At 68.9% G+C, this 14,381-nt stretch carries 15 protein-coding genes and 3 tRNA genes; 15 read left to right on the top strand and 3 right to left on the bottom strand.

Going from position 1 to position 14,381, the window contains the following annotated elements:
* The first annotated feature begins 2 nt into the window (after positions 1-2).
* The 7 genes from BEI_RS15560 (at position 3) to BEI_RS15530 (ending at position 5,369) form a co-directional block, all read left to right on the top strand.
* The gene (locus BEI_RS15560) at positions 3-464 is read left to right on the top strand and encodes a regulatory protein RecX (RefSeq protein WP_097790375.1); all 462 of its coding nucleotides are present in this window, start codon (positions 3-5) and stop codon (positions 462-464) included.
* 129 nt (positions 465-593) lie between these two features.
* Complete coding sequence (alaS, locus tag BEI_RS15555) at positions 594-3,200, top strand: alanine--tRNA ligase (RefSeq protein ID WP_097790374.1); 2,607 nt, start codon at positions 594-596, stop codon at positions 3,198-3,200.
* Positions 3,201-3,304: 104 nt separating this feature from the next.
* Positions 3,305-4,555 (top strand): aspartate kinase, encoded by a 1,251-nt coding sequence (locus tag BEI_RS15550; RefSeq protein WP_097790373.1) that lies wholly within the window; start codon positions 3,305-3,307, stop codon positions 4,553-4,555.
* A gap of 183 nt (positions 4,556-4,738) precedes the next feature.
* Complete coding sequence (csrA, locus tag BEI_RS15545) at positions 4,739-4,942, top strand: carbon storage regulator CsrA (RefSeq protein WP_097790372.1); 204 nt, start codon at positions 4,739-4,741, stop codon at positions 4,940-4,942.
* Positions 4,943-5,031: 89 nt separating this feature from the next.
* A tRNA-Ser gene (locus BEI_RS15540) sits at positions 5,032-5,124 on the top strand.
* Positions 5,125-5,145: 21 nt separating this feature from the next.
* Positions 5,146-5,222: transfer RNA gene (locus BEI_RS15535), tRNA-Arg, on the top strand.
* A 70-nt stretch (positions 5,223-5,292) separates the two neighbouring features.
* Positions 5,293-5,369, top strand: a tRNA-Arg gene (locus BEI_RS15530).
* A 204-nt stretch (positions 5,370-5,573) separates the two neighbouring features.
* On the opposite strand, the gene BEI_RS15525 is transcribed toward BEI_RS15530, so the two are convergent.
* Positions 5,574-6,530: a tRNA dihydrouridine synthase gene (locus BEI_RS15525; protein ID WP_097790371.1), complete on the bottom strand. Its 957-nt coding sequence runs from the start codon at positions 6,528-6,530 to the stop codon at positions 5,574-5,576.
* A gap of 175 nt (positions 6,531-6,705) precedes the next feature.
* On the opposite strand from BEI_RS15525, the gene BEI_RS15520 reads away from it, so the two are divergent.
* Genes BEI_RS15520 through BEI_RS15510 form a run of 3 tightly spaced genes read left to right on the top strand, consistent with a single transcriptional unit; the run spans position 6,706 to position 10,150 of the window.
* Complete coding sequence (locus tag BEI_RS15520; RefSeq protein WP_097790370.1) at positions 6,706-6,957, top strand: OadG family protein; 252 nt, start codon at positions 6,706-6,708, stop codon at positions 6,955-6,957.
* Between the two features lie 54 nt (positions 6,958-7,011).
* Positions 7,012-8,814 carry a sodium-extruding oxaloacetate decarboxylase subunit alpha gene (gene oadA, locus BEI_RS15515; RefSeq protein WP_097790369.1) on the top strand — a complete coding sequence of 601 codons (1,803 nt, stop codon included), beginning with the start codon at positions 7,012-7,014 and terminating at the stop codon, positions 8,812-8,814.
* Positions 8,815-8,827: 13 nt separating this feature from the next.
* Positions 8,828-10,150 (top strand): sodium ion-translocating decarboxylase subunit beta, encoded by a 1,323-nt coding sequence (locus BEI_RS15510; RefSeq protein ID WP_097791119.1) that lies wholly within the window; start codon positions 8,828-8,830, stop codon positions 10,148-10,150.
* Positions 10,151-10,237: 87 nt separating this feature from the next.
* Here BEI_RS15510 and BEI_RS15505 read toward each other — a convergent pair whose 3' ends face one another.
* Positions 10,238-10,864, bottom strand: a complete 627-nt coding sequence (locus BEI_RS15505; protein ID WP_097790368.1) for an IMPACT family protein — start codon at positions 10,862-10,864, stop codon at positions 10,238-10,240.
* The gene (lexA, locus tag BEI_RS15500; protein ID WP_097790367.1) at positions 10,864-11,340 is read right to left on the bottom strand and encodes a transcriptional repressor LexA; all 477 of its coding nucleotides are present in this window, start codon (positions 11,338-11,340) and stop codon (positions 10,864-10,866) included. Before lexA ends, BEI_RS15505 begins: the two co-directional genes overlap by 1 nt.
* A gap of 203 nt (positions 11,341-11,543) precedes the next feature.
* Between lexA and ccmA the strand changes: the two genes are divergently transcribed.
* From ccmA to ccmE, 5 genes are read left to right on the top strand one after another with little or no spacing between them, the layout of a single operon-like run.
* A complete protein-coding gene (ccmA, locus tag BEI_RS15495) occupies positions 11,544-12,188 on the top strand; it encodes a cytochrome c biogenesis heme-transporting ATPase CcmA (RefSeq protein ID WP_097790366.1) in 645 nt (214 codons plus the stop codon).
* Complete coding sequence (gene ccmB, locus BEI_RS15490; RefSeq protein WP_379802279.1) at positions 12,172-12,918, top strand: heme exporter protein CcmB; 747 nt, start codon at positions 12,172-12,174, stop codon at positions 12,916-12,918. The genes ccmA and ccmB overlap by 17 nt, the downstream gene beginning before the upstream one ends.
* Positions 12,919-12,935: 17 nt before the next feature.
* Complete coding sequence (locus BEI_RS15485; protein WP_097790364.1) at positions 12,936-13,676, top strand: heme ABC transporter permease; 741 nt, start codon at positions 12,936-12,938, stop codon at positions 13,674-13,676.
* Positions 13,676-13,894, top strand: a complete 219-nt coding sequence (gene ccmD / locus BEI_RS15480; protein ID WP_097790363.1) for a heme exporter protein CcmD — start codon at positions 13,676-13,678, stop codon at positions 13,892-13,894. Before BEI_RS15485 ends, ccmD begins: the two co-directional genes overlap by 1 nt.
* Positions 13,891-14,379, top strand: a complete 489-nt coding sequence (gene ccmE, locus BEI_RS15475) for a cytochrome c maturation protein CcmE (RefSeq protein ID WP_097790362.1) — start codon at positions 13,891-13,893, stop codon at positions 14,377-14,379. Before ccmD ends, ccmE begins: the two co-directional genes overlap by 4 nt.
* Positions 14,380-14,381: the final 2 nt, after the last annotated feature.

Raw genomic sequence — 14,381 nt, 5'->3', positions numbered from 1 at the left:
CCATGCGCGAGCCCGACACGACGCCTCGCGAGGACGCCATTCGCCTGCTGGCCCGGCGCGAATACGCCCGGGCCGAGCTGCGCGACCGGCTCGCCGCCAAGGGGCACGAGTCCGCGGCGATCGAGGCCTGCCTGACGGAGCTGGCCGAGCAGGGTCTGCAGTCCGATGCCCGCTTCGCCGAGAGCTTCCTGAGGGCCCGGATCGCCCGGGGGCAGGGACCGGTGCGCATCCGCGCCGAGCTGTCCCGGCGCGGCATCGACGATGCCACCGCCCGGGCGGCCTTCGACGAGGCCCAGGAGGAGGTTGACTGGTTCGCCCTGGCCGCCGAGGCGCTGGCCCGACGCTTCGCCGGCCCCGCCGCCGGCCCCCGGGAGCGCGCCCGCCGCGAGCGTTTCCTGGCCGGTCGCGGCTTCGATTTCGACCAGCTCAGGCACGCCCTGGCGCATGCCTGGGACGACGCCTGATCCCCCCCGCCCTTTAGTCGCTTGACGACTGCGCTATAATAGGCCCCTTTGCGAACGCCCCGGGTGGCAGTCCGATGAGGCTGCAACGCCCGCCCAGCGGGCCACCATGCCTATCGCCACGGATACCCCATGAAAAGCGCAGACATCAGACAGGCCTTTCTGAGTTACTTCGAGGAGCAGGGACACACCATCGTGCCCTCCAGCTCCCTGGTGCCGGGCAACGACCCGACCCTGCTGTTCACCAACGCCGGGATGGTGCCGTTCAAGGACGTCTTCCTGGGACGGGATCCGCGGCCCTATGTCCGCGCCACCTCGGCCCAGCGCTGCGTGCGCGCCGGCGGCAAGCACAACGACCTGGACAACGTCGGTTACACCGCCCGGCACCACACCTTCTTCGAGATGCTGGGCAACTTCAGCTTCGGCGACTACTTCAAGCGTGATGCCATCCGCTTCGCCTGGACCTTCCTCACCGAGGTGCTGGGGCTGCCCCGCGAGAAGCTCTGGGTGACCGTCCACGTCAGCGACGACGAGGCCGAGCGCATCTGGAAGGACGAGATCGGCGTCGATCCCGCGCGCTTCTCCAAGCTCGACGAGGACAACTTCTGGCAGATGGGCGACACCGGCCCCTGCGGGCCGAGTTCGGAGATCTTCTACGATCACGGGCCCGAGGTCTGGGGCGGGCCTCCCGGCAGTCCCGAGGAGGACGGCGATCGCTACATCGAGATCTGGAACCTGGTCTTCATGCAGTACGACCGGGACGCCTCCGGCGAGATGCATCCGCTGCCCAAGCCGTCGATCGACACCGGCATGGGCCTGGAGCGCATCGCCGCGGTGATGCAGGGGGTGCACTCCAACTACGAGATCGACCTCTTCCAGTACCTGCTCGAGGCCGCGGCCCGGGCCACCGGCCACGACGACACCACCACGCCCTCGCTGCGGGTGATCGCCGACCACATCCGCTCCTGCGCCTTCCTGATCGCCGACGGCGTGCTGCCCTCCAACGAGGGGCGCGGCTACGTGCTGCGCCGGATCATCCGGCGTGCCATCCGCCATGGCCACAAGCTGGGCGCCAAGGGCGACTTCTTCCACAAGCTGGTGGGCGCGCTCGACGCCGTCATGGGCGAGGCCTACCCGGAGCTGCGCGAGGCCCGTCACCAGATCGAGCGGGTGTTGCACAAGGAAGAGGAGCAGTTCGCCCGCACCCTGGATCACGGCATGGGGCTGCTCGAGGAGGCGCTGCAGGCCCTGGAGGGCGACACCCTGCCCGGCGAGACGGTGTTCAAGCTCTACGACACCTACGGCTTCCCCTATGACCTGACCGCCGACGTCTGCCGCGAGCGAGGCGTCGCCCTGGACGAGGCCGGCTTCGAGCGCGAGCTCGAGGCCCAGCGCGAGCGCGCCCGCGCCGCCAGCCAGTTCGGCGCCGACTACGGCGCGGCCCTCGACCTCGAGGGCGAGACCGACTTCACCGGCTACGAGCGCCTGGAGGACCGGGCTACCGTGCTCTCCCTCATCGATCAGGAGGGCAATGGCCTGGCCAGGCTGCTGCCGGAGCAGCGCGGCCTGGTGGTGCTGGATCGCACCCCCTTCTACGCCGAGTCCGGCGGCCAGGTGGGCGACACCGGCTACCTGGAGCTCGACGGCGGCCGCTTCCTGGTCACCGACACCCAGAAGCAGGGCGGTCATCACCTCCATCACGGCGTGCTGCTGGAGGGCGAGCTCGAGGTCGGCGCCAAGGTGACCCCCAGGGTCGACCCGACCCTGCGGGCGGCCACGGTGCGCAACCACTCCGCCACCCACCTGCTGCACCAGGCGTTGCGCCTGGTGCTGGGCGATCACGTCCAGCAGAAGGGGTCCCTGGTCACGCCGGAGCGCCTGCGCTTCGACTTCAGCCACTTCGAGCCGATGACCGCCGAGCAGCTGGCCGAGGTGGAGCGCCTGGTCAACGAGCAGGTCCTGGCCAACGCCGAGACCCGCATCGAGCACATGACCCTGGACGAGGCCAAGGCGAAGGGCGCCGCGGCGCTGTTCGAGGCCAAGTACGCCGAGGACGTGCGGGTGCTGACCATCGGCGCCGACGGCTTTTCCGTCGAGCTGTGCGGGGGCACCCACGTGGCCCGCAGCGGCGACATCGGCTGTTTCCACATCGTCAGCGAGGCCGGCATCGCCTCCGGCGTACGGCGCATCGAGGCCATCACCGGCGAGGGGGCGCTGGCCTACTTCCGTGAGCAGGAGGCCCGGGTGGCCCGCCTCGGCGAGCGCCTCAAGGCCAAGCCCGAGCAGGTCGAGGAGCGCGTCGAGGCGCTGGTCGAGCGCAGCCGCAGCCTGGAGAAGGAGCTCGAGCGGCTCAAGGCCAAGCTGGCCAGCGCCGCCGGCAGCGACATGGTCAACGAGGCCCGCGAGATCAAGGGCGTGAAGGTCCTGGCCAAGCGGCTGGAGGGCGTGTCCGGCAAGGAGCTGCGCGGCATGCTCGACCAGCTCAAGAACAAGCTGGGCTCCGGCATCGTGGTGCTCGGCGTGGCCGACGAGGGCGCCGGCAAGGTCAGCCTGATCGCCGGGGTCACCGAGGATCTCACCGGCCGGGTCAAGGCCGGCGAGCTGGTCAACCATGTCGCCGCCCAGGTCGGCGGCAAGGGCGGCGGGCGACCGGACATGGCCCAGGCCGGCGGCAGTGACGCCGCGGCCCTGCCGGGGGCGCTGGAAAGCGTCCCGGTGTGGGTCGAGAAGAAGCTCTAGTCCGCGAGGGGCCGAAGGCGACGCTGCCTTCGGCCCCTCGTGTATCCGGCCTCCATCACCTTTCACTCATTCGAACGCTAACCCGACACGAGGGACATCGACACATGGCACTATACGTACAGAAGTTCGGCGGCACCTCGGTGGGCTCAGTGGAGCGCATCAAGGCCGTGGCCGAGAAGGTCAAGGGCTTCCGTGACGCCGGCCATCAGGTCGTGGTCGTGGTCTCCGCCATGAGCGGCGAGACCAACCGCCTGATCGGCCTGGCCAACGAGATCAACGACGAGCCCACGCCGCGGGAGATGGACATGCTGGTCTCCACCGGCGAGCAGGTCACCATCTCGCTGCTGACCATGGCCCTGCACAAGCTGGGCGTGCCGGCCACCTCCTACACCGGCTCCCAGGTCGGCATCATGACCGACAGCGCCCACACCAAGGCGCGTATCCAGCGCATCGAGACCGAGGACATGCGCCAGGACCTGGACGACGGCCAGGTGGCGGTGGTCGCCGGCTTCCAGGGCGTCGACGAGGAAGGCAACATCACCACCCTCGGCCGCGGCGGCTCCGACACCACCGGGGTGGCCCTGGCCGCGGCCCTGAAGGCCGACGAGTGCCAGATCTACACCGACGTCGACGGCGTCTACACCACCGACCCGCGGGTCTGCTCCCGGGCCCAGCGCCTGGACACCATCACCGTGGAGGAGATGCTGGAACTCGCCAGCCTCGGCTCCAAGGTCCTGCAGATTCGCGCCGTCGAATTCGCCGGCAAGTACAACGTGCCGCTGCGCGTGCTGTCCAGTTTCGAGGACGGCCCCGGCACCCTGATCGTTGCAGACTCCGACAAAGACGAGGACTCCATGGAAGAACCGCTGATCTCCGGTATCGCCTTCACCGCCAACGAGGCCAAGCTGACCCTGCTCAACACCCCCGACGTGCCGGGCGTGGCCTCGCGCATCCTGGGGCCGATCGCCGATGCCAACATCGAGATCGACATGATCGTGCAGAACGTGGCGCCGGCCGGCGACTACACCGACTTCACCTTCACCGTCGCCAAGGGCGACTACAAGCAGACCCTGCGCATCCTCGAGGAGCAGGTGCTGCCCGCCCTGGGCGAGGGCGAGGTCAAGGGTGACGACAAGATCGCCAAGGTCTCGCTGGTCGGCGTCGGCATGCGCTCCCACGCCGGCGTGGCGTCCAAGATGTTCCGCGTGCTCGCCGAGGAGAACATCAACATCCGCATGGTCTCCACGTCCGAGATCAAGATCTCGGTGGTCGTCGACGAGAAGCACATGGAGCTGGCCGTGCGTGCCCTGCACCAGGCCTTCGGTCTCGACAAGGACGACATCGAAAGCGAATAAGGCGCCGGATCCCGCCGTCAGCTTCTACGCTTGTAAGGAAGTCCTGGCTCGCCGTGACCGGGCTTCCTTTCAACGAGCCCATGCGATGTCATGGTCGGCGCCAGAAGCCAGGCGCGGCGCCCGCCGTCGCGGCCTGAGGTAGACGAGCATCCCGTAGTCAGACGTCTGAGAAGGAGATCAGTCATGCTCATCCTGACCCGCCGTGTCGGCGAAACCCTGATGATCGGGGACGACATCACCGTCACCGTCCTGGGCGTCAAGGGCAATCAGGTCCGCATCGGCGTCAACGCCCCCAAGGACGTTGCCGTGCATCGCGAGGAAATCTACCAGCGTATCCAGCGCGAGAAGACCGATGCGGATGCCGATGATGGCGAACCGGGGCTTTGAGCCTCGCCGCTCGCATCGCGCGAGAAAAATTGCCTGCGGTGCTGGACAATGCCCTGGCAAATCGGTAGGATACGCACCGTGCCGATGAGGGAGAGGTGGCCGAGTGGCTGAAGGCGCTCCCCTGCTAAGGGAGTAAGGGGTTTATAGCCTCTTCGAGGGTTCGAATCCCTCCCTCTCCGCCAAGCCGGCATGGTAGAAGGTTTGCGCCCGTAGCTCAGCTGGATAGAGTACCTGACTACGAATCAGGTGGTCGGAGGTTCGAATCCTCCCGGGCGCGCCATCTTCTCCCGTCAGGCATCCCGCGTCTCGACGCGCGATTGCCCCCGCGATGAACGCGTTCATTGCCGTCAGCGCCCGTAGCTCAGCTGGATAGAGTACCTGACTACGAATCAGGTGGTCGGAGGTTCGAATCCTCCCGGGCGCGCCAGATTTCGACCCGTCCTCCTCGTGAGGGCGGGTCTTCTGCTTTTCAGCCGTCGATTCTTCTCGCTAGCCGGACCGTCGTGCCCACAGAGGGGCCGGGGTCCGCGATCGTTTTGGGCGCCGTCGCACCGCGACGTGCGCCCATTTTTTTTGTCTTTGCGGATTGCCGTGGAGCGGGCAGGCCCCGTCCCGAGCCCGATGATGGTTCTCAGGCCGGGGTGCCGGCATGGGGGTGGGCGGGGCGCTGCAGGCCCTCCAGGAAGGCATCCAGGTCGGTGACTCGCCGCAGGGCCTGGAAGCGCCGTGCGGCTTCGGCATCCCGGCTGCGCATGTGATTCAGCCATTGCTTGAGCAGGGAAGTGACGATCTTGTCCGGGAGTGTGGTACGCTGCATCGCAGCATAGGCGGCGAGTATCCCGGCCCGTTGTTCCCAGGGCGTCGGCGCCAGGCGCTCGCCGGTGGCCTGCCAGTGGCGGATGCGCGGCGCCAGGCCGGGATCGGCGAGCGCACCGCGGCCGAGCATGACGTCGCGGCAGCCGGACAGGGTGCGGGCCTTCCAGTAGTCCTCGAGGGTCCAGATGTCGCCATTGGCGATCACCGGGATCGACAGGCGGCGGCGGATCCGGCCGATCCATTCCCAGTGCGCCGGAGGGCGATAGCCCTCGTTGCGGGTGCGTCCGTGCACCACCAGCTGTCGGGCGCCGCCGTCCTCGGCGGCCTGGGCGCAGGCCAGCGCCAGGCGGCGGTCGGCGAAGCCCAGCCGGACCTTGGCGGTCACCGGGATGGTGTCGCCCACGGCCTCATGGACGGCGGCCACGGCGGTGCGGACCCGCTGGGGGTCGCGCAGCATGGAGGCGCCACCGTCATGGCGGTTGACCAGCTTCGCAGGGCAGCCGAAGTTGAGGTCGAGGCTGGTGGCGCCAAGCGACAGCGCCTGGCGGGCGTTGTCGGCCAGGGCCTTCGGATCCGAGCCCAGCAGCTGCAGGTGGACCGGTTGGCCGGTCGGAGTGGTCGGGCGCTCGCCGAGCAGTTCCGGGCAGTGGCGATGGAAGACTCGCGGCGGCAGGCGGGTGTCGACGACCCGCACGAATTCGGTCACCGTCCAGTCGAAGCCGGCGGTGCGCGTCAGCAGGTCGCGGCTCACGGCGTCGATCACGCCTTCCATGGGGGCTAGGCCGATCCGGCCCTCATGTAGTAAATTAACAACTTTGACTTCCACCATGGCGCCATTGCGTTCCTGAGGGAGTGTGGCAGCTTATACGATCAGCATTCATGCGCAAGTCATCTCGATCACGTGATTTCCGTGCAAGGTGGCCGCGTACTCCAGGAGGTTTTTCTGCATGCAGGATACACAGTTATTGCATGAGGGGTTCGCCCTCATGGGGCTCGGCATGGGGTTCGTGTTTGTTTTTCTTACCGTGCTGGTCATCACCACCACCCTGATGTCCAAGGCCCTCGGGCGCTTCTTCCCCGAGCCGGCACCGGGGGCGGCCAACCCCCGTCCCGGCCGCGTGGCCCCGGCACGCGACGACGAGCTCATGGCCGTGCTGAGCGCCGCGGTGCATCGCTACCGCCGCGAGCACCGTCGCTGAGCCCCGCCCGATGTCTTCGCCTCCCCTTTCATCTACAACGATAAGGAACCGTTCATGACCGAGAACGCTCGCCCCCTGGGCATCACCGACGTGGTGCTGCGTGACGCCCACCAGTCGCTGTTCGCCACCCGCATGCGCCTCGACGACATGCTGCCGATCGCCGAGAAGCTCGATCGTGTCGGCTTCTGGTCGCTGGAGTCCTGGGGCGGGGCCACCTTCGACGCCTGTATCCGCTATCTCGGCGAGGATCCGTGGGAGCGGATACGGGCGTTGAAGGAAGCCATGCCCAATACCCCTCAGCAGATGCTGCTGCGCGCCCAGAACCTGCTCGGCTACCGCCACTACGCCGACGACGTGGTCGACCGCTTCGTCGAGCGCGCCCGGACCAACGGCGTCGACGTCTTCCGCGTCTTCGACGCCATGAACGACCCGCGCAACCTGGAGCGAGCCATCCAGGCGGTGCGCGCCAACGAGGGGCACGCCCAGGGCACCATCTCCTACACCCTGAGCCCGGTGCACACCCTGGACAGCTGGGTGGAGCTCGCCAGGTCCATCGCCGACATGGGGGCCGATTCCCTGGCGATCAAGGACATGGCGGGGCTGCTCAAGCCCTACGACGCCTATGAGCTGGTCTCGCGGCTGAAGGCTACGCTGGACATTCCCATCCACATGCAGTGCCACGCCACCACCGGGCTGTCCACGGCCACCGCGCTCAAGGCCGTGGAGGCCGGCATCGACAACGTCGACACCGCCATTTCCTCGATGTCCATGACCTACGGCCACAGCCCCACCGAGTCGGTGGTGGCCATGCTCCAGGAGACCGAGCGCGACACCGGCCTGGACCTCGAGGCGCTCGAGGACATCGCCGCCTACTTCCGCGAGGTGCGCAAGAAGTACGCCGCCTTCGAGGGGTCGCTCAAGGGCATCGACTCGCGCATCCTGGTGGCCCAGGTGCCGGGCGGCATGCTCACCAACATGGAGAACCAGCTCAAGGAGCAGGGCGCCGGTGACCGCCTCGACGACGTGCTCAAGGAGATCCCGCGGGTGCGCGAGGACCTGGGCTACATCCCCCTGGTCACCCCGACCTCGCAGATCGTCGGCACCCAGGCGGTGATGAACGTGATGATGGGCGAGCGCTACAAGTCCATCTCCAAGGAGGTGCAGGCGCTGCTCAAGGGCGAATACGGTGCGGCCCCGGCCGCCTTCAACGCCGAGCTCCAGGCCCGCGTGCTGGAGGGCGGCGAACCGATCACCTGCCGTCCGGCGGACCGGCTCGAGCCGGAGATGGATCGCCTGCGCGAGGAGCTGCGCACCAAGGCCCGCGAGGAGGGGATCCGCCTGGCCGAGGGCGAGCGCGAGATCGACGACGTCCTGACCTATGCGCTCTTCCCGCAGATCGGCCTGAAGTTCCTCAAGAACCGCGACAACCCCGATGCCTTCGAGCCGGCGCCCCAGGCCCCCGAGGCCCACGCGCCCCAGGCTCCGGCCAAGGCGCCTTCGGCGGCGCCCGCCGGCCCGGAGACCTACACCATCACCGTCAACGGCAAGCAGTACGTGGTCGAGGTCGCCGAGGGCGGCGAGATCGACCGGGTGCAGGAGCAGGGTGCCGCCCCGGCCCCGGCCCAGCCGGCGCCGGCCGAGTCCACGGGGGAGACCATCAGCGCGCCCCTGGCCGGCAACATCTTCAAGGTCAACGTCAGCCCGGGGGACAGCGTGGCCGAGGGCGACGTGGTGATCATCCTCGAGGCGATGAAGATGGAGACCGAGGTCCGTGCGGCCAGCGCCGGCACCGTCTCCGCCGTCAAGGTCAGCGAAGGCGACAGCGTGGCCGTGGGCGACGCCCTCGTCGTGCTCTGAGGGGCTGCACATGATGGAGAAGATACTGACCCTGTGGACCGGTTCGGGGCTCTACAACCTGAGCCCCGGCCAGGCCGTGATGATCGTGGTGGGGCTGCTGCTGCTGTGGCTGGCCATCGCCAAGAAGTTCGAGCCCTTGCTGCTGGTGCCGATCGGCTTCGGCGGCATCCTCGCCAACATCCCCGAGGCGGGGCTGGCGCTGACCGCCGAGGAGCAGGCGGCCCACCTGGCCCGGCCCGAGGTGCTCGAGCGGATGGCCGAAGCCCTGCAGCTGAGCCTGGAGCCCGGCGCCGGGGTCGAGGCCTGGCGCCATGGGCTGTCCGAGTTGCTGCACGGCGATGCCTCGCCGGAGCTGATCCGCGCCGCCAACGACGCCGCCATGGACGCGGGCTATGCCCATGGCATGCTCTACCACTTCTACAGCGTGGCCATCGCCTCCGGCATCGCGCCGCTGGTGATCTTCATGGGCGTGGGGGCGATGACCGACTTCGGGCCGCTGCTGGCCAACCCGCGCACCCTCTTCCTGGGCGCGGCCGCCCAGTTCGGCATCTTCGCCACCCTGCTCGGGGCGGTGGGCATGTCGGCCATGGGCTGGATGGACTTCTCGCTCAACCAGGCCGCCGCCATCGGCATCATCGGCGGCGCCGACGGCCCGACCTCGATCTACGTGTCGAGCATCCTGGCGCCGGAGCTGCTGGGGGCGATCGCCGTGGCGTCCTATTCCTACATGGCCCTGGTGCCGCTGATCCAGCCGCCGATCATGCGGGCGTTGACCTCCAAGCAGGAGCGCGAGATCGCCATGACCCAGCTGCGGCCGGTGTCCAAGCTGGAGAAGATCGTCTTCCCGCTCAGCCTGCTGATCCTGGTGGTACTCTTCCTGCCGGATGCCGCGCCGCTGCTGGGGATGTTCTGCTTCGGCAACCTGATGCGCGAGTGCGGCGTGGTGGAGCGGCTCTCCGACACCGCCCAGCATGCGCTGATCAACACCGTGACCATCTTCCTGGGCCTCTCGGTGGGCTCCAAGCTGATGGCCGATCGCTTCCTGGCGGTAGAGACCCTGGGCATCCTGGGGCTGGGCATGGTGGCCTTCGCCATCGGCACCGCCTGCGGCGTGCTCATGGCGAAACTGCTCAATGCGGTGAGCCGCATGCCCATCAATCCGCTGATCGGGTCCGCCGGGGTCTCGGCGGTGCCCATGGCGGCCCGGGTGTCCAACAAGGTGGGGCTGGAGTCCAATCCCCACAACTTCCTGCTGATGCACGCCATGGGGCCCAACGTGGCCGGCGTGATCGGCTCGGCGGTGGCCGCGGGCGTGATGATCAAGTACCTCGGCTGAACGGTCGCTCTCACCGTCCTGCCAACGGCGCCCCTCGGGGCGCCGTTCGTCGTTGGGGCGTCGCCGGGCGGGCCCGGGCCGGCGGCCTCAGGCGGCGTCGGGGTCGAGGGGGGTCAGGCGACCCTTGAGGCGGACCGAGAGCGGGGAGAGATCCCGTTCCTGGTCCCGCGGCCACCCCAGGGTGAGCACCACGCCCTCGGCGCCATAGTCGGCGGCCTCCACCGGAATGTCCTGCTCGGCGCACCAGGCCCGGACCGGGGCCTCCCCGGCAAAGTCGACCCGCAGGCGCAAGGGATCCCGTTCGGTGACCTCGCGGCGCGGCAGGACGTCCAGGGCATCGCTCACCGCCTGGGCGTAGGCGCGGGCCAGGCCGCCGGTGCCGAGCTTGGTGCCGCCGAAGTAGCGGGTCACCACACAGCCCACCTGGCCGAGCCCGGCTCCCTCGAGCACCTGGTACATGGGGCGGCCGGCGGTGCCGCCGGGCTCGCCGTCGTCGGAGAAGCCGATGGCGGTCTGCTCGCCGGGCGGGCCCGCGATGAAGGCGCTGCAGTGATGGCTGGCGTTCGGGTGGGCGGCCCGGGCGGCGGCGAGCAGTGCCTCGAAGGCGGCCGGATCGGGCGCATGGCAGATCCAGGTGAGGAAGCGGCTCTTCTCCACTTCCAGCTCGGTCTCCTGCCGGGCACCGGCGGCGAGGTCGGGGACGGGGTAGCGCATCAGGCGGCCAGGTCCGGTTGACGCACCACGCCCATCACCAGGCCCAGCACCTGGATGTCGCTGTTCTTCAGGTAGATGGGCGGCATGGCCTCGTTGGCCGGCTGAAGCCGCACGCCGGACTTCTCGATGTAGAGCTTCTTCAGGGTGACCTCCTGGTCGTTGATCATCACCACCGCGGTCTCGCCGTTCTCGGCGCTTTCGCGTCGTTCGATGATGATCACATCCCCATCGAAGATGTTGCAATCGATCATGGAGTCGCCGCACACCCGCAGGGCATAGGTGTTGCGCCGCACCATGCGACTCGGCACCTCGACGCTGCCCGCATCGATGCAGGCGTCGATGGGAATGCCCGCGGCGACACGGCCGAGCAGGGGAATCTCGACCAGCTCGTCGGCGGCGACGTCGATGGGGGCCCAGGCCTCGGCCAGGGGCAGGTTGGGCTGGCGGAACAGGTACTGTGGGCTGGGGCTCGGCATGGCGCGGCATCCCTCCGTCGGCAAGGACTGTCGATACATACAGTACATGGCCAGCATAGCAGGGGCGGGAGATCTGGCAAGGGATGGCCCTTCGACCTTCGGCGGGCACGGCTCGTGCGACCCCCTGACGCGCCCGCCCGACTGGCGATACCGCCCCTTTCCGTGTAGAGTTCCCGGCCAAATTCCCTTGCCCGGAGTGCGCCTTGAGCCTGCGCCTGCAAGCCCGACGGCTGGCCTGTGAGCGGGACGACCGCTGGCTGTTTCGCGACCTCGACCTGGAGATCCAGGCCGGCGAGATCCTGCGCGTCGAGGGCCCCAACGGCAGCGGCAAGACCACCCTGCTCAAGATACTTTCCGGACAGCTGGCGGACTACCAGGGTGAGCTCTTCTGGGACGGGGCGCCGCTACGCCAGGTGCGTCGCGACTTCCTCGCCAACCTGCTTTACCTGGGCCATGCGCCGGGTGTCAAGGCGGCGCTGACGCCGCTGGAGAACCTGGCCTGGTACCAGGCCCTGGCCGGCACCGTCGGGAACGAGGACGATCGTCTCGAGGCCCTGGCGGCGGTGGGGCTGGCCGGCTACGAGGACGTGCCCGCCGCCCAGCTGTCGGCCGGGCAGCAGCGTCGGGTCGCCCTGGCCCGGCTGGAGCTCACCCCGCGACCGCTGTGGGTGCTCGACGAGCCCTTCACGGCCATCGACCGGGAGGGCGTCGCCGCCCTGGAGGATCGCCTGGAAGCCCATACGCGACGGGGCGGCAGCGTGCTGGTCACCACCCACCACGCCTTGCGCCCCTCGGCGAACCTGCGCCGCCTGTGCCTGGGAGAGGGAGGTGATGGTGTCACGCGCTGAGCCGCGCCCCACCCAGGACGGGGGGCGGATGCCGCGGGTCGGGGAACCCGAGGGCGGTGTCATGGTCGCAATCCGGGCGACCCTGAGGCGGGATCTGGTACTGTTGCTGCGCCGGCGCAGCGAGGTGCTCAATCCCCTGGTGTTCTTCGCCCTGGTGATCACGCTGTTCCCGATCGGCATCTCGCCGGATCCGGAGCTGCTGGCCACCATCGCCCCGGGCCTGCTGTGGGTCGCGGCGCTGCTGGCCGCCCTGCTGTCGCTCGACGGGCTGTTCCGGGGCGACTACGAGGACGGCAGCCTGGAGCAGCTGCTGCTCTCGCCCCAGCCGCTGCCGGCCCTGGCAATGGCCAAGGTGGCGGTGCACTGGCTGCTCACCGGGCTGCCGCTGGCGCTGATGGCCCCGGTGCTGGGCATCATGCTGGCGCTGCCGGCAGGCAGCTACCTGGTCCTGGCGCTCTCCCTGGCGTTGGGCAGCGCCAGCCTGAGCCTGATCGGTGCGATCGGCGCGGCGCTCACCGTCGGCCTGTCCCGGGGCGGCGTGCTGCTCTCGCTGCTGGTGCTGCCGCTCTACATCCCGGTGCTGATCTTCGGCGCCGGGGCTGTCCAGGCGGCGATCCTGGGGGCCGGGGTCTCCGCCCATCTGGCCATTCTCGGCGCCCTCCTGGCGGTGGCGATGATCTTCGCGCCCTGGGCCATCGCGGCGTCCTTGCGCATCAGTATCAACGGTTGAGGTATCGACACGGCATCATGTGGGCCTTCATTCACAAGCTCGGCTCCCCCAAGTGGTTCTACGCCATCAGCGAGCGGCTGATGCCCTGGTTCTGGGTGGCCGCGGTGGCGCTGATCCTGATCGGCGGCGTCTGGGGGCTGGCCTTCGCGCCGGCGGACTACCAGCAGGGCAACAGCTTCCGGATCATCTACGTCCATGTCCCGGCGGCCTTCCTGGCCCAGTCCATCTTCGTGGCCATGGCCGCCGCCGGCTTCGTCTTCATGGTCTGGAAGATCAAGCTCGCCGACATGGCGGCGGCGGTGATGGCCCCGCTGGGGGCGGGCATGACCTTCGTCGCGCTGTTCTCCGGGGCCGTCTGGGGCGTGCCCACCTGGGGCACCTGGTGGCAGTGGGATGCCCGCCTGACCTCGATGCTGATCCTGTTCTTCCTCTACGTGGGGGTCATCGCCCTGCGCGGCGCCTTCGCCAGCCGCGACAGCGCCTCCCGCGCGGCCTCGGTGCTGGCCATGGTGGGCGTGATCAACATTCCCATCATCAAGTACTCGGTGGAGTGGTGGTACACCCTGCACCAGCCGGCCACCTTCTCGGTCACCTCGCGGCCGGCCATGCCCATGGAGATGTGGTTGCCGCTGCTGCTGATGGTGCTGGGCTTCTACAGCTTCTTCATCGCCGTGACCCTGATGCGCACCCGCAGCGAGATCCTGCGCCGCGAGTCCTCCAAGCGCTGGGTCCGCGAGCTGGTCGGGGAGGGACCCTGATGGCCTTCGAGTCCGTTTCCGCCTTCCTGGCCATGGGCGGCCACGCCCCCTATGTATGGACCGCCTACGGCGCCACGGCTGCCCTGCTGCTCGGGGTCGGCTGGCACGCCCGGGCCGAGCGCCGTCGGGTGATCCGCGAGCTCCGCCGCCGGGCGCGCCGCGAGCGACGCCAGGTCGAATCGACCCGGGTTTCAACCGACGAGGGACACGCCCGATGAGAGCCAAACGCAAGCAGAAACTCTTCGTGATCCTGGGGTTGGTCACCCTCGCCGCCATCGCCGTGGGCCTGACCCTCTACGCCCTGCGCAGCAACATCAACCTCTTCTTCAGCCCGGTGCAGATCGCCGGCGGCGAGGCGCCGGTCGAGCGCCAGATCCGGGCGGGGGGCATGGTCAAGGAAGGCTCGGTGGCCCGCGACCCGGACAGCCTCGACGTCGAGTTCGTGGTGACCGACTACGTCGAGGACGTGAGCGTGCGCTACAGCGGTATCCTTCCCGACCTGTTCCGCGAGGGACAGGGCGTGGTGGTGGTCGGCCGGCTGCAGCCCGAGGGCTGGCTGCGGGCCGACCAGGTGCTGGCCAAGCACGACGAGAACTACATGCCTCCCGAGGTGGCCCAGGCCCTGGAAGAGGCCGGCTATTCCCCGGAGGACTACCAGGCCCAGGCCGCCGAGGTGGCCGAGCGTCTCGACGCCGAGGACTGATC

This window comes from Halomonas beimenensis, assembly GCF_002549795.1.
In the GTDB taxonomy this organism is placed as follows: Bacteria; Pseudomonadota; Gammaproteobacteria; order Pseudomonadales; family Halomonadaceae; genus Halomonas; species Halomonas beimenensis.
The sequence above is the reverse complement of the archived record's forward strand: the minus strand, read 5'-3'. Positions and strand labels throughout refer to the sequence as shown.

Coding starts and splice junctions, on each gene's coding strand:
- BEI_RS15560 (WP_097790375.1), top strand. CDS start 3: ATGCGCGAGCCCGACACGACGCCTCGCGAGGACGCCATTCGCCTGCTG.
- alaS (WP_097790374.1), top strand. CDS start 594: ATGAAAAGCGCAGACATCAGACAGGCCTTTCTGAGTTACTTCGAGGAG.
- BEI_RS15550 (WP_097790373.1), top strand. CDS start 3,305: ATGGCACTATACGTACAGAAGTTCGGCGGCACCTCGGTGGGCTCAGTG.
- csrA (WP_097790372.1), top strand. CDS start 4,739: ATGCTCATCCTGACCCGCCGTGTCGGCGAAACCCTGATGATCGGGGAC.
- BEI_RS15525 (WP_097790371.1), bottom strand. CDS start 6,530: ATGGAAGGCGTGATCGACGCCGTGAGCCGCGACCTGCTGACGCGCACC.
- BEI_RS15520 (WP_097790370.1), top strand. CDS start 6,706: ATGCAGGATACACAGTTATTGCATGAGGGGTTCGCCCTCATGGGGCTC.
- oadA (WP_097790369.1), top strand. CDS start 7,012: ATGACCGAGAACGCTCGCCCCCTGGGCATCACCGACGTGGTGCTGCGT.
- BEI_RS15510 (WP_097791119.1), top strand. CDS start 8,828: ATGGAGAAGATACTGACCCTGTGGACCGGTTCGGGGCTCTACAACCTG.
- BEI_RS15505 (WP_097790368.1), bottom strand. CDS start 10,864: ATGCGCTACCCCGTCCCCGACCTCGCCGCCGGTGCCCGGCAGGAGACC.
- lexA (WP_097790367.1), bottom strand. CDS start 11,340: ATGCCGAGCCCCAGCCCACAGTACCTGTTCCGCCAGCCCAACCTGCCC.
- ccmB (WP_379802279.1), top strand. CDS start 12,172: ATGGTGTCACGCGCTGAGCCGCGCCCCACCCAGGACGGGGGGCGGATG.
- BEI_RS15485 (WP_097790364.1), top strand. CDS start 12,936: ATGTGGGCCTTCATTCACAAGCTCGGCTCCCCCAAGTGGTTCTACGCC.
- ccmD (WP_097790363.1), top strand. CDS start 13,676: ATGGCCTTCGAGTCCGTTTCCGCCTTCCTGGCCATGGGCGGCCACGCC.
- ccmE (WP_097790362.1), top strand. CDS start 13,891: ATGAGAGCCAAACGCAAGCAGAAACTCTTCGTGATCCTGGGGTTGGTC.